Annotated in this window: 15 protein-coding genes and 1 pseudogene; 12 read left to right on the forward strand and 4 right to left on the reverse strand. The window is 50.2% G+C overall.

Annotated elements, in window-relative coordinates:
• The first annotated feature begins 25 nt into the window (after window positions 1–25).
• From NSQ51_RS03930 to NSQ51_RS03945, 4 genes and pseudogenes are all read left to right on the forward strand, one after another.
• A complete protein-coding gene (locus tag NSQ51_RS03930; protein WP_117219280.1) occupies window positions 26–1,279 on the forward strand; it encodes an IS481 family transposase in 1,254 nt (417 codons plus the stop codon).
• Window positions 1,272–2,072 carry an AAA family ATPase gene (locus tag NSQ51_RS03935; protein WP_064213564.1) on the forward strand — a complete coding sequence of 267 codons (801 nt, stop codon included), beginning with the start codon at window positions 1,272–1,274 and terminating at the stop codon, window positions 2,070–2,072. The genes NSQ51_RS03930 and NSQ51_RS03935 overlap by 8 nt, the downstream gene beginning before the upstream one ends.
• Window positions 2,073–2,515: 443 nt before the next feature.
• Entirely contained in the window at window positions 2,516–3,703 is a 1,188-nt protein-coding gene (locus NSQ51_RS03940) for an IS701 family transposase (protein WP_342462734.1), read from the forward strand.
• Between the two features lie 241 nt (window positions 3,704–3,944).
• Window positions 3,945–4,448 (forward strand): annotated as a pseudogene (locus NSQ51_RS03945) (endonuclease); the annotation flags it as partial.
• Here NSQ51_RS03945 and ybaK read toward each other — a convergent pair.
• From ybaK to NSQ51_RS03960, 3 genes are all read right to left on the reverse strand, one after another.
• Window positions 4,445–4,945: a Cys-tRNA(Pro) deacylase gene (ybaK, locus tag NSQ51_RS03950; protein ID WP_033017071.1), complete on the reverse strand. Its 501-nt coding sequence runs from the start codon at window positions 4,943–4,945 to the stop codon at window positions 4,445–4,447. The pseudogene NSQ51_RS03945 and the gene ybaK sit on opposite strands and share 4 nt — an antisense overlap.
• A 141-nt stretch (window positions 4,946–5,086) precedes the next feature.
• The gene (gene adhE / locus NSQ51_RS03955; RefSeq protein WP_033017072.1) at window positions 5,087–7,693 is read right to left on the reverse strand and encodes a bifunctional acetaldehyde-CoA/alcohol dehydrogenase; all 2,607 of its coding nucleotides are present in this window, start codon (window positions 7,691–7,693) and stop codon (window positions 5,087–5,089) included.
• Between the two features lie 251 nt (window positions 7,694–7,944).
• Window positions 7,945–8,823, reverse strand: a complete 879-nt coding sequence (locus tag NSQ51_RS03960; protein ID WP_342462735.1) for an IS982 family transposase — start codon at window positions 8,821–8,823, stop codon at window positions 7,945–7,947.
• A 502-nt stretch (window positions 8,824–9,325) separates the two neighbouring features.
• On the opposite strand from NSQ51_RS03960, the gene adhP reads away from it, so the two are divergent.
• Window positions 9,326–10,339, forward strand: a complete 1,014-nt coding sequence (gene adhP, locus NSQ51_RS03965) for an alcohol dehydrogenase AdhP (protein WP_049626626.1) — start codon at window positions 9,326–9,328, stop codon at window positions 10,337–10,339.
• Between the two features lie 265 nt (window positions 10,340–10,604).
• Here the strand turns inward: adhP and NSQ51_RS03970 are convergent, their stop codons facing one another.
• Complete coding sequence (locus NSQ51_RS03970; RefSeq protein WP_049626625.1) at window positions 10,605–11,291, reverse strand: Crp/Fnr family transcriptional regulator; 687 nt, start codon at window positions 11,289–11,291, stop codon at window positions 10,605–10,607.
• Between the two features lie 324 nt (window positions 11,292–11,615).
• On the opposite strand from NSQ51_RS03970, the gene argC reads away from it, so the two are divergent.
• From argC to argF, 7 genes are all read left to right on the forward strand, one after another.
• On the forward strand, window positions 11,616–12,650 hold the full coding sequence (gene argC, locus NSQ51_RS03975; RefSeq protein WP_049624662.1) for an N-acetyl-gamma-glutamyl-phosphate reductase: 1,035 nt from the start codon (window positions 11,616–11,618) through the stop codon (window positions 12,648–12,650).
• A gap of 17 nt (window positions 12,651–12,667) precedes the next feature.
• The gene (gene argJ / locus NSQ51_RS03980) at window positions 12,668–13,900 is read left to right on the forward strand and encodes a bifunctional ornithine acetyltransferase/N-acetylglutamate synthase (RefSeq protein WP_061580713.1); all 1,233 of its coding nucleotides are present in this window, start codon (window positions 12,668–12,670) and stop codon (window positions 13,898–13,900) included.
• A 12-nt stretch (window positions 13,901–13,912) separates the two neighbouring features.
• On the forward strand, window positions 13,913–14,698 hold the full coding sequence (gene argB / locus NSQ51_RS03985) for an acetylglutamate kinase (protein WP_061580714.1): 786 nt from the start codon (window positions 13,913–13,915) through the stop codon (window positions 14,696–14,698).
• Complete coding sequence (locus tag NSQ51_RS03990; RefSeq protein ID WP_049624660.1) at window positions 14,695–15,855, forward strand: acetylornithine transaminase; 1,161 nt, start codon at window positions 14,695–14,697, stop codon at window positions 15,853–15,855. Before argB ends, NSQ51_RS03990 begins: the two co-directional genes overlap by 4 nt.
• Before the next feature lie 88 nt (window positions 15,856–15,943).
• Window positions 15,944–17,008: a carbamoyl phosphate synthase small subunit gene (locus tag NSQ51_RS03995; RefSeq protein ID WP_011230295.1), complete on the forward strand. Its 1,065-nt coding sequence runs from the start codon at window positions 15,944–15,946 to the stop codon at window positions 17,006–17,008.
• Window positions 17,001–20,129 (forward strand): carbamoyl phosphate synthase large subunit, encoded by a 3,129-nt coding sequence (locus NSQ51_RS04000; protein ID WP_121650092.1) that lies wholly within the window; start codon window positions 17,001–17,003, stop codon window positions 20,127–20,129. Before NSQ51_RS03995 ends, NSQ51_RS04000 begins: the two co-directional genes overlap by 8 nt.
• Complete coding sequence (gene argF / locus NSQ51_RS04005; RefSeq protein WP_049626104.1) at window positions 20,126–21,064, forward strand: ornithine carbamoyltransferase; 939 nt, start codon at window positions 20,126–20,128, stop codon at window positions 21,062–21,064. Before NSQ51_RS04000 ends, argF begins: the two co-directional genes overlap by 4 nt.
• Window positions 21,065–21,196 lie beyond the last annotated feature (132 nt).

Below are 21,196 nucleotides of genomic sequence, written 5' to 3' on the forward strand. Positions count from 1 at the left end.
CAAGTGAGACAAGGAGGAGATTTGAATGAATGAGTCGATGAGACACGACATTGCCCTGTTTCGGTACGGGCTAATCGCTCCGTTGGTGAATGGGCAGGTGGAACCGAAGACGTATCTGAAAGAGGTGAGCGAGCGAGTGCACCATGTTCCCCACCAGGGAGACAAACGAATCGCAGCCAAGACGATCCTCGATTGGTGCACCCGATACAAAAAAGGGGGCTTTGACGCCTTAAAGCCGAAGCGCCGTTCGGACCGCGGCCACTCAAGGCGTCTGTCGCCCGATGATGAGGATCATATTTTAGCCCTAAGAAAAGAACATCCCACCATGCCCGTGACGGTGTTCTACGAACACCTGATCGAGCAGGGGGAAATCCCAGAAAATCATACCTCTTACTTTACTATATACCGATTGTTGAAAAAACACAACCTGGTGGGAAAAGAAATCTTGCCGATGCCGGAGCGAAAGCGTTTTGCGTATGACCAGATCAATGAGCTATGGCAAGGGGACTTATCCCATGGACCCACGATTCGCGTCCATGGGAAAGCCCAGAAAACGTTTTTGATCGCGTATATCGATGACTGCTCGCGGTTAGTGCCATATGCCCAATTTTTCCCTTCGGAGAAGTTTGACGGGCTGCGGATCGTCACGAAGGAAGCGGTGCTTCGTTGCGGGAAGCCGAAACGCATTTACTCGGACAACGGGAAAATTTATCGGTCCGAGGTGCTGCAGTATGCGTGCGCCGAGATGGGAATTACGCTCATCCACACCCAGCCGTATGACCCGCAAAGCAAGGGAAAAATCGAACGGTTCTTCCGCACCGTACAGACACGGTTTTATCCACTGTTGGAGCTGAATCCGCCGAAATCGCTTGACGAGTTGAACGAGCGTTTTTGGAAGTGGCTTGAAGAGGAGTATCATCGAAAACCGCACGCCTCACTGGACGGAAAAACGCCGCATGAGGTGTTTCAATCGCAAGTGCATCTCGTGTCGTTCATCGAAGATGGCGATTGGCTGGATGCGATTTTTCTGAAACGGGAGCACCGCAAGGTGAAAGCCGATGGCACAATCACCCTGAATAAACAGCTATACGAAGTGCCGCCTCGGTTCATTGGGCAATCGATTGAGCTCCGCTATGACGAACGAGGCGTCTATGTGTACGAAGAGGGCAAACGGGTGGCGGAAGCCATTCGGGTGCGTTTGGAGGACAATGCCTATGTAAAACGCCATCGGTCCCCGTTTGCGGCGATTCCGGCGAAGGAGGGAGAACACAGTGTATAAATCGTTTTACTCCCTTTCGCGGGAGCCGTTTGCGAAAGAAACAGACCCGTCCGAGGCGTATCAAGGGGCGTCATTTCAGGAAGCGTTGCGGGCGCTGGAGTACGTGAAACGAACCCGGGGGATCGGGCTGTTGATCGGAGAGCCGGGGGCGGGCAAGACGTTCGCCCTTCGGGCGCTGAAAGAGTCATTGAATCCATCATTGTATCATGTCGTCTACTTTCCGTTATCCACCGGAGGCGTGATGGATTTTTACCGTGGACTGGCCTTGGGATTAGGAGAGGAACCGAAGTACCGCAAGGTAGACCTCTTCCGCCAAATCCAGCAGGCGATCGAGCGATTGTATCATGAACGGCGGATCACGCCGGTGTTCATTTTGGATGAGATGCATTTAGCGAAGGATGCATTTTTACAGGACATCGCGATCTTGTTCAACTTTGAGATGGATTCGACCAACCCATTTGTCTTGATTTTGGCCGGGCTGCCCCATTTACAGGGGAAGCTGCGGCTCAATCAGCACCGCCCTCTCGACCAGCGGATCATCATGCGATACCGGATGGGGCCGCTGGAGAAGGAAGAGGTGGCGGGCTACATCGAACATCGGATGAAACAGGCCGGGGCGAAGCATCCGATCTTCACCCCATCGGCGTTAGAGGCGATTGCCCTGCAGTCGCGGGGATGGCCTCGGGTGATCAACACGTTGGCCACGACGTGCCTGTTATACGGGTATCAGCTGAAAAAGGACGCCATTGACGAAGAAGTGGTGCGCATGGCCGCAGAGGAAATGGGGTATTAGCACGAAAGGGGCCGAATCGGCCTCTTTTGTGCTTTCTCTTTTCCATAGGTCCATCAGGCGCGCTGGAAATCTTCATCTGAAAGAGCGTGCAAACGTTCCGAAAGAATGTGCAAAATCCGGAACAATCCGCAAAAATTTTGCACATTATTTCCGAATCCGCCTGAAATAATTTGAAAAAGGGATTCTGAAATAATGTGCTAGTTTACAATAGCTGTGTGTTCAACTATCTCGTTTTCTGTTAGGTACTCTTGAATTGCTTGTAACCCTTGTTCTTTTGTGATCATCTTACCGATACCTCTCTCGTATTATTATTTATTCTACATAACTGTAGATGAGCAAATTCACTGACATAAATTGACAACTAAACAAAAAAGGAGACATGAACCCGATTCCTTGGTTAGAATAGATGTACCACCAACTATCCACAAGGAGGTTCATGTCTCATGAATAGATTAGCACATCACCAAGGAATCCACAAGTTTTTCTTCACGCTGGGGTTGACGCTGCAGCTTTCCAAACCGGTCATCAAGCATCTCATTCATATTGTCGATGCCTTGACCACCAAGGGATTCTCGGGAACATTGACTGATATTCATTACTGGAGCTTTCATCCGAATCATCGAACGACGCTCCGTCACTTTTTCACGAAAAGCCCTTGGAACGAGGAAAGGCTGCTTGGGAAGCTTCAAGAGTGGATCCTTTCCCAGGTCGAACGACTGGCCAAACGGAAGAATCAACCCCTTTTTGTTTCGATTGATGATACGATTTGCCAAAAAACAAAGCCTTCGTCACGGGCTGTGCACGCCATTCAAGGGTGCGACTGGCACTACTCGCATAAAGATCATCAATCGGTCTGGGGGCATTCGCTCGTTTGGCTGATGGTGCACACCTTCACGCAGGCGTTCCCATTTGCGTTCCGCCTGTATGACAAGAAAGCGGGAAAAAGCAAGATCGACCTGGCGATCGAGATGCTTTCCTCGCTCAAGGTGAAGCGGGCTCAGCCGGTGTATGTGCTCATGGATTCGTGGTATCCGTCCAAAAAGCTCATCGAAGCCTGTCTGAAACAGGGATTCCATGTCATCGCGATGCTCAAGACGAACCGGATTCTCTACCCGAAAGGCATCGCCATCCAAGCCAAGCAGTTTGCCCGCTATATCGAGTCCAAAGACACCCGCCTCGTCACGGTGGGGCAGGAGCGTTATCGCGTGTATCGCTATGAGGGGGCCATCCATGGCCTCGATGACGCGGTGGTGCTGCTGGCTTGGAAGGCGGATCAGCCGATGGCGCCGGAACATCTTCATTGCATCTTGAGCACCGACCGGGAACTCGGGGACGAAGACATCTTGCGTTACTATGCTCAGCGTTGGACGATCGAGTGCTTTTTCCGGCAGGCGAAAGATCAACTGAAGCTGGATGGATACCGCGTTCGCCACATTCGGGCGGTGAAACGGTATTGGGCGGTGGTGCTGCTCTCCTGCTTGTACAGCATCGCCGAATCCCGACAAAACCTCTCCACCGGGCTGGAGCTTCTTCGGTCGCGGAAAGACCACAGCGTCGTCGAGTTCATTTATGACGCTGCAAAGCAAGATATTCCCATTGATGTGATCAAAAAACAGCTCCGTATCGCGTAAGGGGTACCCTGTTTGTCTCTCTAACCATGGAAATTATTGTAATGAAAAATGCTCACCTGAATCCGTGACAGCAGCTCATCAAAAGCACCGGAAAACGTAATCATATCAAGGGTTTAGCCCAGTTTCGGATGTTCACTTATTGAGTGAAAAGCAAAAAGTGTGATATTTGTTGATTTATCAAGCTTTCTCAGCAGTTTGAACGCGTTTTTATCACGGATTCAGGTGCTCATCTACAGATCCTATTATAAAGAAACATTCTTTCTATGTTTCTAAAAATCAGAATCCTTTATTTTGGAAAACTCGTAAAATCGTTGGGGCAACCATTCGTTGGCATGGACGCCCTCTCTCGTTTTATTCTTGTCATCTTGGTTGGTGGCATGATGAAGAAGAACCTTTCGGCGATCAGTTTGATACACTTCTTAAAAAAATTGAATATGAAGACGCTTTCTTCCTCATGGGCGATTTTAATAACGACGCCCACATTCGTGGAGAGGGCTATGATTACATGATGAGTAGAGGGCTTTATGACACATACGTACTAGCAAAAGAGAAGGATAGCGGTACTACGGTTCAAGGGAAAATTGATGGTTGGAATGAAAACGAAAAAAACTTACGCATTGATTTGATTCTATCAAACAAGCTTTTACACGTAAAATACTCTAAAACCATTTTTAACGGCCAAAATGGCCATGTCATTTCTGACCATTTCGGAGTAGAGGTAGAAATTGAAGACGGACTCGCCTAGTTGTGTCCGTCTTTTTCTTTTTCTTTTACAAGATCGACGAGCTTTGCACCCGTCATCTTCTGCAAATCATCGACGCACAGTTCGATTTGCATGCCAATCTTTCCTGCACTGACAATGATTTTTTTAAGTTGAAGAGCCGTTTCATCAATAAACGTGGCATATTGCTTCTTCATTCCAATCGGTGAACATCCGCCGCGAACATAGCCTGTGTGCTTTTCAATCTCATGAACAGGAAGAAGCTCTACTTTTTTCTCTTGTGCCGCTTTCGCTGCTTTTTTCAAATCAAGTTCCGCCTCTACAGGAATGACAAATACGTAAATCGTTCCGCTGCTTCCTTTTGTCACTAACGTTTTATAGACGGTTTTTGGGTCTTTTCCGATTTTTTTCGCTACGGATACCCCATCGATTTTTCCATCGTTGTTTTCATATGTCCACACATCATATAAGATGCCTTCTCGGTCTAATAGACGCATCGCGTTCGTTTTTGCTTGTTTCATCTCATTTCCCCTACCTATTAAGTAGCTTCATGTTTAGTTTACCTTGAACCGCTTTTCTTAACAACTTTTACGGACCAAGGGAAGCGAAGAAGTCTTTGATCATGATAAAAAGGGACATCCCCGCGGGACATCCCTGTTTCTTCATTCAACCCCTTTATACGCTTGGCGATAAATGTCGGCAAGGTCGCTGACTAATGGTAATTTTGGGTTGGCTGTTGTACATTGATCTTCAAAAGCTAGTTCAGCAAGTTGTTCGACTTTGCTTTCAAACTCTTCTTTGCTGACGCCTGTTTCCGCGATGCTTAATGGCATTTCAAGCTCTTTTGCAAGCTTGATAATCGCTTGAATGAGGCTTTCGACTCCTTCTTCCGTTGTGCGTGCTGGCAATCCTAAAATGCGTGCGATTTCCGCATAGCGTTTATCCGCGATAAAATGTTCATATTTAGGGAACGCTACAAATTTCTTCGGTTTTGTCGCGTTATAACGAATGACGTGCGGCATTAAAATCGTGTTCGCACGTCCGTGCGGAATATGGAATTCTGCGCCAAGTTTATGCGCTAAACTATGGTTAATGCCTAAAAATGCGTTCGCGAATGCCATACCGGCAATCGTTGATGCGTTATGCATTTTTTCGCGCGCCACTTCATCGTTGCCGTTTTTGTATGCGCGTGGCAAATATTCAAAGACGAGTTGAATGGCTTTTAGTGCTAATCCGTCTGTGTAGTCGTTTGCCATGTTCGATACGTACGCTTCAATCGCATGTGTTAATACGTCCATACCTGTATCCGCTGTAATATGTTTTGGCATCGTCATGACGAATTGTGGGTCAACGATGGCGACATCTGGTGTTAACTCGTAGTCAGCAAGCGGATATTTGACGTTATTTTTCTTATCTGTAATGACCGCAAACGATGTCACTTCTGAACCTGTACCAGATGTTGTTGGAATCGCGACAAATTGCGCTTTTTGACCGAGTTTTGGATATTTAAATACGCGTTTACGAATATCTAAAAACTTTTGTTTTAAGCCATTAAAGTCGGTATTTGGATGTTCATAGAACAGCCACATCGCTTTCGCCGCGTCCATCGCCGAACCACCGCCGAGCGCGATGATGACGTCTGGCTGGAACGCATGCATCATGTCGGCACCTTTCATCACTGTTTCAATTGATGGATCTGGTTCAACTTCTGAGAAAATTTCGCAATGCACATAATCTGGACGTTTACGCAAATAGTATAACACTTTATCGACATAGCCGAGCTTCACCATACCTGGGTCTGTAACGATAAAGGCACGTGAGATGTTTGGCATTTTCGCTAAATATTGTGTCGCATGTTTTTCAAAATAAATTTTTGGTGGAACTTTAAACCATTGCATGTTTACATTCCTTCTCGCTAATTTTTTAATATTAATTAAGTGTGTCGCACCCACGTTTGTCGAAACGGAGTTGCCTCCAAACGTACCGCAACCGAGCGTCAATGACGGAATGTATGCGTTGTAAATGTCCCCGATCGCTCCTTGTGAAGATGGTGCATTAGAGATGATTCGTCCTGCTTTCATTCGCTTACCGAATTCAAGAATGACGTCTTGATTTTCCGAATGAATGACAGCGGAGTGGCCAAGTCCACCAAATTCAAGCATTTCTTCTGCTCGTTTTAACCCTTCTTCTGTGCTATTCACCTTATAGCACGCCAATACAGGACTTAATTTTTCACGAGAAAGCGGCTCTTGCGGACCGACGCTTTTTAATTCTGCGACAAGAATTTTCGTATCAACTGGAACGTCCACACCGGCCATTTTTGCAATTTCATATGCTGGTTTACCGACGATATTCGGGTTTACTGCACACGTATTTTCATTAATGACAAGCTTTTCGACTTTTTTCTTTTCTTCTTCATTTAAAAAGTAACATTTGTTTGCGATCATTTCGTTTTTCACCGCATCATATATTTCTTTATCAATAATGACCGCTTGTTCAGATGCACAAATCATTCCGTTATCAAACGTTTTTGAAAGAATAAGGTCGTTCACCGCGCGTTTAATATTTGCTGTTTTTTCAATATAACAAGGTACGTTACCAGGTCCAACCCCTAATGCTGGTTTTCCTGAGCTATATGCTGCTTTGACCATGCCTGCTCCACCTGTCGCAAGAATAAGCGAAACACCAGGGTGATGCATAAGTTGTTGCGTTGCTTCAACGGAAGGTGTTTCGATCCATTGAATACAATGTTCTGGCGCACCGGCCGCAATCGCTGCATCACGTAAAATGCGTGCCGCTTCACTGCTGCATTTTTGCGCGGACGGATGGAACGCAAAAATGATTGGATTGCGCGTCTTGATTGAAATAAGCGCTTTAAACATCGTAGTTGATGTTGGGTTTGTTACTGGTGTAACCCCAGCGATGACTCCAACAGGCTCAGCAATTTCAATAATACCTTCTTGTTCATTTTCGCGAATAACGCCGACGGTTTTATCATATTTGATGTTATGATAAATGTATTCTGTCGCAAAAATGTTTTTAATGATTTTATCTTCATACACGCCACGTTTTGTTTCTTCAATCGCTAACTTCGCTAAATACATATGTTTGTCAAGTCCAGCTAACGCCATTTGCTTGACGATATGATCAATCGCTTCTTGATCGTAATCACGAAACGCTTTTAACGCTTTTTGCGCATTCGCGACGAGCGTATCGATCATTTTTGTAACTTCTTTCTTTTGGTCTAATACTTTTTCATCAACAGCCATATAAGACCCTTCCCCTCCTGTATTGTCCTTGTGAAGTTTTTCACAAGTTAATTGAAAATAAAAATATGATTGTTTTCACATTCACATTATAACGGGGGTAAGCCTGTTTGTGTGTGTCAGCTTTGTGAAATATTGAGCAAATATGTTGTATAAGAGAACCGCTTCTTATAAAGAAGGCGGTTACTCACACACTGGATTGCGTGGAATCTTTTCAAACGAAATATCGTTGTACCCGTGGTGCTAGTTGAGCTTTAGCGCTCAACTAGCCCAAGTGTAACCAGGGAATAAGCTAACAATATACCGTCTAGTGCCACTTCAAATCCGATAATCGAATTGGCTCGGATCCCCGTGATGCGATAGTGGTCAACCAGAACCGAGAACACCGTCTCGATCACTTTGCGTTTTTGTTGGATCCACTGCTCCCATGTCTCAGACGCACGATGTTTCTGGTTTTTTCGAGACGGAGTCCAAAGCGCCATTTGGTATTCTTCGTACAGCCTTTTTTGCAAGTCACGGCTAATGAATCCTTTGTCCCCAAAGTTATACGGGTGGGGAATTTGGGTCATCACGCTTTCGGCTGCGATTCGATCGTGGCAAGATGCTTCCGTCACCACATATCCCATTGGCAGCCTTTGATCGGTCACTTGAAGGTGCAGCTTCAACCCGTAGTACCATTGCTTTTTGGAAGCGCAATACCCGATGTCGGCGATCTCTTGAAACCGTTTAACGCGATGCATTCTTGCCGTATGGCACAACGGGAGCGGCAAGCTGTCAACGACGGCATAGGCATGATGTTGACCGCGTTTTGCCAGCTCATGCCGGATCCATTTGATGGCGAAACCAAGCGCCCGGCAACGGCGGTTGTATCGGGAGCGTTCAAGAAACGAGCCGTTTGTGAACAAATTTCCCGTGACAAAACGATGCCATGCCCGTTCGGATGTAAAACCGAGCAGCTTTCCTAAAAGATGAATGGCGATGATGACAGCGTCCTCTTGCTTGACCAAATGGCGATTTCGACGATGAAGATGCACCTGAATGCATGAAAGTTGAGCAGAAACAAAAACGAAAATGGCGGCATATTGCTTTTGAATCTTGGCTCGATCTGTAGTAAAATGAAAGTGCTCTTGCATGGGGATTCTCCTTTCGAATGGCAGGTCGCACTTTCATTCTACAGGAGATCCGCCAGCAAGGGCTATTTTTATGCTTGCTCAAGTTTATCTAGCACCACGGGTTGTATTAAGATTGTGCACCCGCTTTACATGGAGTGGCGGGCATGATAGCCTTGTTTGGCGATGCTGATGTTGTAACATCTGGCTTCTCGGCAGTAGAATCATGCCCGCAGAGGCTCCATGTCAAGCGTCATCGCTCCCCACTCTTAAAGGGGCAGGAACTTAGTAAAAAATTAACTTTTTTGTGTCCAAAAATTTGACGTAAATCCATTTACACTATATGACTAGAACAGAAACTTTATATGATGTCAACTCCCGAACCAAATTTTTAACTTTTTATCCAAAAATATTTTTCATTTTTGTGAATATTTTATTTGCGATATTTTTCACAAGTTAAATGTATGCTACACTACATATGTACAGATCAAAAAGTCCCTTTTTGCCTAGAAGGAGGATTATAATCATGAAAGCTGCAGTTGTGGAACAATTTAAAAAGCCGTTACAAGTGAAAGAAGTGGAAAAACCTAAGATCTCATACGGGGAAGTATTAGTGCGCATCAAAGCGTGTGGGGTATGCCATACAGACTTGCATGCCGCACATGGCGACTGGCCTGTAAAGCCTAAACTGCCTCTCATTCCTGGCCATGAAGGCGTCGGTGTAATTGAAGAAGTAGGTCCTGGGGTAACACATTTAAAAGTTGGAGATCGCGTAGGTATCCCTTGGCTTTATTCGGCGTGCGGTCATTGTGACTATTGCTTAAGCGGACAAGAAACATTATGCGAACATCAACAAAACGCTGGCTATTCCGTCGATGGTGGTTATGCTGAATATTGCCGTGCTGCAGCCGATTATGTCGTAAAAATTCCTGATAACTTATCGTTTGAAGAAGCCGCTCCAATCTTTTGCGCTGGTGTAACAACATATAAAGCGCTCAAAGTAACAGGCGCAAAACCAGGTGAATGGGTAGCCATTTACGGTATCGGCGGACTTGGACATGTCGCAGTCCAATACGCAAAGGCGATGGGGTTAAACGTCGTTGCTGTCGATTTAGGTGATGAAAAACTTGAGCTTGCTAAACAACTTGGTGCAGATCTTGTCGTCAATCCGAAACATGATGATGCAGCACAATGGATAAAAGAAAAAGTGGGCGGTGTGCATGCGACTGTCGTCACAGCTGTTTCAAAAGCCGCGTTCGAATCAGCCTACAAATCCATTCGTCGCGGTGGTGCTTGCGTACTCGTCGGATTACCGCCGGAAGAAATACCTATTCCAATTTTCGATACAGTATTAAATGGAGTAAAAATTATTGGTTCTATCGTTGGTACGCGCAAAGACTTACAAGAGGCACTTCAGTTTGCAGCAGAAGGAAAAGTAAAAACAATTGTCGAAGTGCAACCGCTTGAAAACATTAACGACGTATTCGATCGTATGTTAAAAGGGCAAATTAACGGCCGCGTCGTGTTAAAAGTAGATTAAAAAGTAGATTAAAAAGAAGGCGTCTGAGGGCGCCTTCTTATTTTACTTCAACGGAAAATACTTGATGATCATGAAGCTCTTCCTTATTTACGTCCCACAAAACGTCCGATACGGTCGATCAGACGGCTCAGGAGGTATAGCATATTACCCGTGGTGCTAGATAAACTCAAACAAGCATAAAAATAGCCCTTGCATGAGGATCCCCTTAAAATGAAAGTGCAACCAACCATTAAAAAGGAGCTCCTTTTTTTTCCGCACCCGCCCGTCAGTCGATGCTGCACAGCTCGGGCGGGCAGCCTTCGCAGGCGATTTGGTCGCGCAAGTATTGCAGGTCGTGGACGCGGATTTTGCCTTTTTGCACGGAGATGACGCCTTTTTTCCGCAAATCGCCGAGCATGCGGTTGACGACTTCACGGGAGGTGCCGCAAAAGTTGGCGAGCTCTTGGTTCGTCAGCGGCACGTCGATCAAAATGCCGTCTTCTTTCATGACGCCGTAGCTGTTGCACAAACGGATGAGCGTTGAATAGAGCGCTCCTTTTTTGCCGTGTAAAATCAAGTCGCGGAATTTCGTCTGCGTTTTGCGGAAATGGAGGCTCATCCATTTCATCAACTCGATCGCCAGCGTCGGATTGTTGGCAAGTTCTTGTTCGAGCGTCTCGCGCTTAATGGCGGAAACGACGCCGTCTTCCAGCACTTTCGCCGTCAGCATGTAGCGGGCGCCAGGGCAAAACAGTGTCAGCTCGCCGATCAAATCGCCCTCGCTGCAAATGCGCAGCGCGAGCTCCTGTCCGTCCATGTCCATTTTGCTGATTTGGATTTTCCCCGATTGGATATAGTAAATATCGTCTGCTTTTTCCCCTTCTTGAAACAAGTACGTTCCCTTCTCAAGGCGAAGATCGCGCCCAAGCGGTGTAAGCCACTTCTGCCATTCACGAGATTCCATCTCGTTCATCCGATCACAACCTTACGTAAAATGTATCGCTATATAAAAGTTTACAGGAAAAAAGAGGGAAGTCAATATAAGGATAGTGGAAAGATTAAAAAACTTGTTGAACATCGGTGGAATCGTTTGTGAAAGTCTTTGCATCCCAAGAACATGAGGGCGATGGAGTCAAGGATGCACCTTGGCTGCCGGGACAAATCGGTATTCGTTTCCCATAGACGGAGGGAGGGGCAAGAAAAAAATCCTTGAAAATTATTAAATATACATTTGATTTTATTTTTATACAGTATTATAATGAGAACTACATGAGGCATACGGGTGAGGGGGAACATGATGAACGTAGCCATTATCGGGGCGACGGGGTACAGCGGCGCGGAGTTGTTCCGCTTGCTATACGGGCATCCGCATGTGAGCCGTTGCGACGTGTTCTCGTCGTCGCAGGACGGGGTTCATGTATCGGAAAGTTTCCCGCACGTCGGTTCGGTCGATGGTGCGGTGTTGCATAAACTTGAAATCGAGGCGCTTTCCCGTTACGATGCGGTCTTTTTCGCCACGCCGCCCGGGGTGTCCGGGGAGTGGGCGCCGGCGCTCGTGGATCGGGGAGTGAAAGTGATCGATTTATCGGGCGATTTCCGTTTGAAAGACGGAGCGGTGTACGAACAATGGTACGGGCGGCAGACGGCGCCGGCGGAATATTTGCAAAAGGCGGTGTACGGGCTGACCGAGTGGAATCGGGAGGCGGTGCGCGAGGCCGTGCTCCTATCCAACCCGGGCTGTTATCCGACGGCGACGCTGCTTGGCCTGGCGCCGCTTGTCAAAGAAGGATTGATTCAGGAAGATTCGATCATCGTTGACGCCAAGTCCGGCGTATCGGGCGCGGGGCGGAAAGCAGGGCTTGGGACGCATTTTTCCGAAGTGAACGAAAACGTGAAAATTTATAAAGTGAACGTCCATCAGCACATTCCGGAAATTGAGCAAACGCTGCAAACGTGGAATGAAGCGATGGAGCCAATTACGTTCAGCACCCATTTGATTCCGATGACACGGGGCATTATGGCGACGATCTATGCGAAGGCGAAACAATCGATTTCGCCAAACGATTTGGTAGATTTATATAAAACAAGTTATGAAGGTTCGTCGTTTGTCCGTGTTCGCAAGGTCGGGCAATTTCCAGCGACGAAAGAAGTGTACGGATCAAATTATTGCGACATCGGCCTCGCCTACGATGAGCGGACGGGACGGGTGACGGTCGTGTCGGTGATCGACAACTTGATGAAAGGCGCTGCCGGGCAGGCGGTGCAAAACTTCAACTTGATGATGGGGTGGGATGAGGCGGAGGGCCTCCGATCCTTGCCGATCTATCCGTGAGGGAAGGGGAACGAACAATGACAGCAACGAAACAAACGGCGCAAGTAACGGCGGTCGTCGATGGAACAGTGGTTACGCCGAAAGGATTTCAAGCGGCCGGGGTGAATGCCGGGCTGCGCTATTCGAAAAACGATTTAGGGGTTATTCTATGCGACGTGCCCGCTTCGGCGGCGGCGGTGTATACGCAAAGCCATTTTCAGGCGGCGCCGCTCAAAGTGACGCAGGCGAGCCTCGCTGTAGAACAAAAATTGCAGGCGGTCATCGTCAACAGTGCATGCGCGAACGCCTGCACTGGTGCGCAAGGGCTCAAGGACGCCTATGAAATGCGCGAGTTGTGCGCGAAACAGTTTGGCCTGGCGCTGCACCATGTGGCCGTCGCTTCAACGGGCGTGATCGGGGAATATTTGCCGATGGAAAAAATTCGCGCCGGCATCAAACAGCTTGTTCCAGGGGTGACGATGGCGGATGCGGAGGCGTTTCAAACGGCGATTTTAACGACTGATACGGTGATGAAGCGCGCTTGTTACCAAACAACGATCGACGGGAAAACGGTCACCGTCGGCGGAGCGGCGAAAGGATCGGGGATGATCCATCCGAACATGGCGACGATGCTCGCATTCATCACGACGGATGCCAATGTTTCGTCGCCGGTGCTGCACGCGGCGCTGCGGTCGATTACGGACGTTTCGTTTAACCAAATTACGGTCGACGGCGATACGTCGACAAATGATATGGTCGTCGTGATGGCAAGCGGTCTTGCTGGAAATGATGAGTTGACGCCGGATCATCCGGACTGGGAACACTTTTACGAGGCGCTGCGGAAAACGTGCGAAGATTTGGCGAAGCAAATCGCCAAAGACGGCGAGGGGGCGACGAAGCTCATTGAAGTGCGCGTGCGCGGCGCGAAAACGGATGAGGAAGCGAAAAAAATCGCCAAGCAAATCGTTGGCTCCAACTTAGTGAAAACGGCCGTTTACGGCGCGGACGCCAACTGGGGGCGGATCATCGGCGCGATCGGCTATTCGGATGCCGAAGTGAACCCGGACAACGTCGATGTCGCCATCGGGACGATGGTGATGCTGAAAGGAAGCGAGCCGCAGCCGTTCTCGGAAGAAGAAGCGGCGGCGTATTTGCAACAAGAGACGGTCGTCATTGAGGTCGATTTGCATATAGGCGATGGTGTCGGCGTTGCGTGGGGCTGCGATTTGACATACGATTATGTGAAAATTAACGCCAGCTATCGGACGTAAGGAGAGAAAACGATGGGGAAAACGGTCGTCATCAAATGCGGCGGCAGCGTGCTTGATGAGCTGTCTCCCGCCTTTTTTGCCAGCGTGAACGCAATGCGAAAACAAGGGATGGAGGTCGTCATCGTCCACGGCGGCGGGCCGGAAATCGGACACATGTTAAAAAAATTGTCCGTGCCGAGCGAGTTTGTCAACGGCTTGCGGAAGACGACGAAAGACGTGCTCGCGGTTGTGGAAATGGTGCTCTCCGGCAAAGTGAACAAACAGCTTGTCGCGATGCTCAGGCAGCACGGTTTGCCCGCGGTCGGTGTTTCCGGCGTGGACGGGGGGCTGCTTGAAGCAGAACCGATCGACTTGGCCAAACTCGGCTATGTCGGCCGTGTGAAAACCGTTCGTTCCCAGCTGTTGCGCACGCTGCTTGCGGCGGGCTACATCCCGGTCATTTCCCCGCTTGGCATCGACCAAAACGGGCAAACGTACAACATTAACGCCGACACGGCCGCCGGGGCGGTCGCAGCGGCCATCGGCGCCAGCCAGCTCGCGTTTGTGACGAACGTGCCCGGCATTTTGCGAGACGGTGCGCTCGTGGCTGAGGCGACGGTGGAAATGATTGAACGACTGATCGAAGACGGCGTCATCACGGGCGGGATGATCCCGAAAGTGCAAGCGGCGCTCTCCGCCCTGTCCGATGCGTTGCCGGAAGTGATGATCGTCAGTGGCAAAACAACGTTTTATCAGAACGGAACATGGTATGGGACAACAATTCGAAAAGAAAACGAAGTGGGGGTCTACTCATCATGAGCGCGCTCTTTCCAACTTACAACCGTTGGAATATCGCCGTCCAGTCGGCCGAAGGGACGGTGGTGACCGATGTGAACGGAAAACAATATCTCGACTTTGTTTCCGGCATTGCCGTCTGCAATCTCGGCCATCGCCATCCGCATGTCCAAACGGGCATTGAACAACAGCTGAATCAATATTGGCACGTCTCGAACTTGTTTACGATCCCGATTCAAGAAGAGGTCGCCTCCTTGCTTGTCGCCCACAGCGCCGGCGATTATGTTTTTTTCTGCAACAGCGGGGCGGAAGCAAACGAGGCGGCGCTGAAGCTGGCGCGCAAACATACCGGGAGACACAAAGTCATTACGTTCCGCCAGTCGTTTCACGGCCGCACGTTCGCGACGATGACGGCGACCGGGCAGGAGAAAGTGTATAGCGGTTTTGGTCCGCTGCTTCCGGAATTCATTCACTTGCCGTTGAATGATGTCGACGCGCTCAAGCAGGCGATGAGCGAAGAAGTGGCGGCAGTCATGCTTGAAGTCGTCCAAGGGGAAGGCGGCGTCCGCCCGGTTGACCCGGCGTTTTTGCAGACAGCGTCGGAGCTGTGTCAACAGCACGGGGCGCTTTTGATCATCGATGAGGTGCAAACTGGCATCGGCCGGACTGGGAAGCCGTTTGCGTACCAGCACTTTGATGTGGAGCCGGACATCATCACCGCAGCGAAAGGGCTTGGCAGCGGCATTCCGGTTGGGGCGATGATCGGCAAAGCGTTTTTGAAAGAATCGTTTGGACCTGGGGTGCACGGGTCGACGTTTGGCGGCAACCCGATCGCGATGGCCGCCGCCAAGGCGACGTTAGAAGTGGTGTTTGATCCGGCGTTTTTGCAAGATGTGCAGGAGAAAGGCCGCTATTTGCTTGCACGCCTCCATGACGCGCTCGCTTCGCTTGACATCGTCAAGGACGTGCGCGGGCTCGGGTTGCTGGTCGGAATCGAGTGCCAAACGGACGTCGCACCGCTGTTGCCATTGATTCACGAAAACGGCTTGCTCGTCCTTTCGGCGGGGCCGAACGTGATCCGCCTGTTGCCGCCGCTTGTCGTGACGAAAGCGGAAATCGATGAAGCGGTGGACATTTTGACAAACGTGTTGAACAACGCCAACGCCTCAGCTGTCTTGTAAACGGACGGCCGACGGCTTAATTTTTATTCTTGTTTATGCATAAAAATTCCCGAACGGTTATAAAAACTCAAACGATGAGGTGGCGCCAATGAAAGCGTATTTGCATGTGGCGAGCGGAAAAACGTTCAGCGGGGAGCTCGCCGCTCCGCTTGAAGAAAAGGTGAGCGGGGAGATCGTTTTTTTCACCGGCATGACCGGGTATCAAGAAGTGTTGACCGACCCGTCGTATAAAAACCAAATCATCGTTTTTACGTACCCGCTCATCGGCAATTACGGCATCAACGAAAACGATTTTGAAAGCAAGCGGCCGCACGTCGAAGCGGTCGTCGTCTACGAAGCGAGCCGAGAAGGGTTTCATTACGGGGCGAAATACAGTCTGGCGGAATACTTGCAGCATTGGAACATTCCGCTTCTCACGCATGTGGACACGCGCGCCCTTGTGAAAGAAATCCGCACCGCTGGAACGATGATGGCGGAATTAAGTTTGTCGCCGATTTCAGCCGTTGGAGGCGAGGAAGCAGTATTTCCCGTGCGCGCGGTGTCAACGAAAACGATCGAAACATACGGCGAAGGCGGCCCGCATTTGGTGCTCGTCGATTTCGGCTATAAAAAATCGATTTTGCAGTCGCTTCTTGCACGCGGCTGCCGGGTGACGGTTGTGCCGCATGATACGACGCCGGAAGCGATTGATGCGCTGAAACCGGACGGGCTTGTCCTCTCGAACGGCCCAGGCGATCCGAAACAGTTACGCCATCAGCTTCCCGCTATCCGTCAGCTGATCGACCGGTATCCGACGCTTGCGATTTGCCTTGGCCATCAGCTCGTTGCCTTGGCGTACGGGGCGGATACGGAAAAACTCCGCTTCGGGCATCGCGGCGCCAATCAACCGGTGTGGGACGCGGTGAAGCAAAACGTGATGATGACATCACAAAACCATAGTTATGTCGTCAAAGAAGGCAGTTTGGTGGGCAAACCGTTTGACATTCGTTTCATCAACGTCAACGACGGTTCGGTCGAGGGCATCGTCCATCGCCATAAACCGATTTTGTCCGTGCAATACCATCCGGAGGCGCATCCGGGGCCGCACGATACCGGCTATATTTTCGACGAATTTTTGCAAACCGTGTTCAAGGGAGAGAACGTCTATGCCTAAAGATTCTTCGCTCCAATCGATTCTCCTGATCGGGTCGGGGCCGATCGTCATCGGCCAGGCTGCTGAGTTTGATTATTCCGGCACACAGGCGTGCATCGCCTTAAAGGAAGAAGGATACCGCGTTATTTTAGTGAACAACAATCCGGCGACGATCATGACCGATGATGTCCATGCCGATGCCGTGTATTTTGAACCGCTCACCGTTGAGGCGGTCGAAGCGATTATTGCCAAAGAACGCCCGGACGGGCTACTCGCCACATTCGGGGGCCAGACAGGGCTCAACTTGGCGTTTCAGCTGCATGAAGCCGGCGTGCTTGAAAAGTATGGGGTGAGACTGCTCGGAACACCGATTGAAGCGATTAAGCGCGGGGAGGACCGCGAAGCGTTCCGCGCGTTGATGCACGAGCTTGGCGAACCGGTGCCGGAAAGCGAAATTGTTACAAGCGTCGAGGAAGCGGTCGCGTTCGCCGAACAAATCGGTTTTCCGATCATTATTCGTCCTGCGTATACGCTCGGCGGGACGGGCGGCGGCATTGCCGAAAACATGGAGCAGTTTCTCGCGCTCGTGGAAAAAGGATTGAACGAAAGCCCGATTCATCAATGTTTGATCGAACGGAGCGTCGCCGGATTTAAGGAAATTGAATATGAAGTGATGCGCGACCAATCGAATACGTGCATTACCGTTTGCAATATGGAAAACGTCGATCCAGTCGGCATCCACACGGGCGATTCGATCGTCGTCGCACCGTCGCAGACGTTGACCGATGAGGAGTACCAAATGCTCCGTTCGTCGGCGGTGAAGATCATTTCCGCATTAGGGATCATCGGCGGCTGCAACATTCAGTTCGCCCTTGACCCGAACAGCAAACAATATTACTTAATCGAAGTCAACCCGCGCGTCAGCCGCTCGTCAGCGCTCGCCTCGAAAGCGACCGGCTACCCAATCGCCCGCATTGCGGCGAAGCTGGCGGTCGGCTATACGCTCGCGGAACTCGTCAATCCGGTGACGAAAACGACGTACGCCAGCTTTGAACCGGCCTTGGATTATGTCGTCGTCAAGTTTCCGCGCTTGCCGTTTGACAAGTTTCCGCACGCGGATCGGAAGCTCGGCACGCAAATGAAGGCGACCGGGGAAGTGATGGCGATCGACCGTAACATGGAGCGGGCGTTTCAAAAAGCGGTGCAGTCGCTCGAAGGCAAAAACAACGGACTGTTGTTGCCGGAGCTTTCGGTGAAAACGAATGATGAGCTGAAACAGCTGCTTGTCGACAAAGACGACCGCCGCTTTTTCGCGATTTTGGAACTGCTCCGCCGCGGGGTGGCGGTTGAAGCCATTCACAAATGGACGAAAATCGACCACTTTTTCCTTTGCTCGTTCGAGCGGCTTGTCGCCCTTGAAAAACAGGCAGCGGCTGCAACGTTGGATACGATTGAGGAGCAAACGTTCCGTTTCTTGAAAGAAAAAGGATGTAGCGACGCCTTTTTAGCTGAAACGTGGGGCGTGACGGAGCTTGACGTGCGCAACAAGCGGAAGGAACTTGGCATCGTGCCGTCATACAAAATGGTCGACACGTGCGCGGCCGAATTTCATTCAGAAACGGATTATTACTACTCGACTTATTTCGGCGAAGACGAGCGAAAACAACCGAGCGGCAAAGAGAAAGTGCTGATCATTGGAGCCGGACCGATCCGCATCGGCCAAGGCATTGAGTTTGACTACAGCTCCGTTCATAGCGTGTTCGCCTTGCAAAAAGAGGGCTATGAAACGGTGATGATCAACAACAATCCGGAAACGGTGAGCACCGACTTTGCCGTCGCCGACCGTCTGTACTTTGAACCGCTGACGCTTGAGAGCGTCCTCGATGTTATCGAAGCGGAACAAATCAAGCATGTCATCGTTCAATTTGGCGGTCAGACGGCGATCAATTTGGTCAAAGGACTCGAAGAAGCAGGTGTGCCGCTGCTTGGCGTCACGTACGATATGATTGACCAGCTCGAGGACCGCGATCGTTTTTACCAGTTGCTTGAGGAACTTGACATCCCGCACGTACCGGGCTTGGTGGCGAACAATGCCGAGGAGCTCGCCGCCAAAGCGGCTGAGATCGGCTACCCGGTGCTGCTTCGTCCGTCGTATGTCATCGGAGGCTGCGGCATGTTTATCGTCCATAGCGAGGCGCAGCTCGCTGCTTTGATCGAGCAAGGCGAGTTGACCTATCCGATTTTGATTGATGCGTATTTGGACGGGAAAGAGGCAGAAGCGGACATCGTGACGGATGGAACAGACATCGTGCTGCCGGTCATCATTGAACACGTCGAAAAAGCCGGCGTCCACTCCGGTGACAGCTATGCTTGGCTGCCGGCGCAGACGCTCACAGGTGAAGAAAAAGCGAAAATCATCGACTATGCGGGCCGGATTGCGAAAAAACTCGGCTTTAAAGGAATTATGAACATTCAATATGTCATTGCGGACGGCAATGTATATGTTCTGGAAGTGAACCCGCGCGCGAGCCGGACGGTGCCGATCGTCAGCAAAACGACCGGCGTGCCATTGGCGCAAATTGCGACAAAGTTATTGCTTGGGAAATCACTTGTCGACATCGTTGACGAAAAAGCTCGCGCATTGGCGGTCATGCCGTACGCCGTGTTAAAGTATCCGGTCTTTTCGACCCATAAGCTGCCGGGGGTTGACCCGGTGGTTGGGCCAGAGATGAAATCGACCGGCGAAGGCATCAGCATCGCCGCAACGAAGGAGGAAGCGGCGTATAAAGCGTTTTATCCGTATTTGCAAAAGAAAGCGAACGCGAACGAGGTCTATGTCATTGGCAACATCGATGCCGAGCTGGAGGCGGAGATGACGGCAAAACAGCTGACCATCGTCGCTGATGTCCCGTTTGCCGATTGGGTGAAGCGCGACACGGCGCTCGCGGTGATCGACTTGGGCAAAGAGGAAGGCGAAGCGAACAAACGAATGACTGCGTTGTCCCGACAATTGCTCGTCTTCACGGAACGTGAGACATTGAAGCTCTTCTTGCAGGCGCTCGATGTCGATCATCTTGACGTGCAGCCGATCCATGGCTGGTTGGAAAAGAAAAAACAGGCAGAACAGGCGGTGATCGCATGAATGCAGTGATGTCATTAAAAGGGAGAGATTTTTTAACGCTTCTTGATTTCACGACAGAAGAAATTTTGGACTTGCTGGCGTTAGCAGCTGATTTAAAAGCGAAACAAAAAGCCGGTGTATCGTATACGCCGCTTTCCGGGAAAACAATGGCGATGATTTTTGAAAAGCCGTCAACGCGCACGCGCGTGTCGTTTGAAGTCGGCATGATTCAGCTTGGCGGCCAGGCGATGTATTTAAACGGAAACCATTTGCAGCTTGGCCGCGGCGAAACGATCGCCGATACGGCCCGCGTCTTGTCGCAATACGTCGATGTCATTATGATTCGCACATTTGCCCATCAAAAAGTCGAGGAGTTGGCCGAATATGCGTCCGTTCCGGTCATCAACGGCCTGACGGACGACGATCATCCGTGCCAGGCGTTGGCGGATTTGCTGACGATTTATGAAGTGAAGAAAACGTTCCAAGGCGTCAAGCTCGCCTATGTCGGCGACGGGAACAACGTCGCCAACGCCTTGCTTGTGGCCGCGGCGAAAGTCGGCATGGATGTCGCCATCGCCTGTCCACCGGGCTATGAGCCAAAGAAAGAATATGTCGAGGCGGCGTGCCGGATCGGTGAACAGACAGGCGCCGCCGTCACGGTGACGCACGACCCGCTTGTGGCGGTGGCGGGGGCGGATGCGATTTATACGGATGTCTGGACGAGCATGGGCCAAGAAAGCGAAAGTGCTGAGCGGCTGCAAGTGTTTCAGCCGTATCAAGTCAACGAAGAGCTCGTCAAAGCGGCAAAACCGGATTATCTCTTTTTGCATTGTCTGCCGGCCCACCGCGGCGAAGAAGTGACGGCCGGCGTCATGGACGGTCCGAACTCGGTCGTCTTTGAGCAGGCCGGCAACCGGCTTCATGCGCAAAAAGCGATTTTGTTGTCCGTTTTATAGCAAAGGGGGAATTCCCGTTTCGGGAGTTCCTTTTTCACTTTGAAAAGGATTTCGAGGGGAGAGCTCCTTTTCGTTGTGAACAGCTTGGCGTTCCGTTTGCGATCCTCCATCATTTTCCTTCTTATGAACAGC

It is taken from the genome of Geobacillus sp. FSL K6-0789 (assembly GCF_038593135.1).
Taxonomy (GTDB): Bacteria; Bacillota; Bacilli; order Bacillales; family Anoxybacillaceae; genus Geobacillus; species Geobacillus stearothermophilus.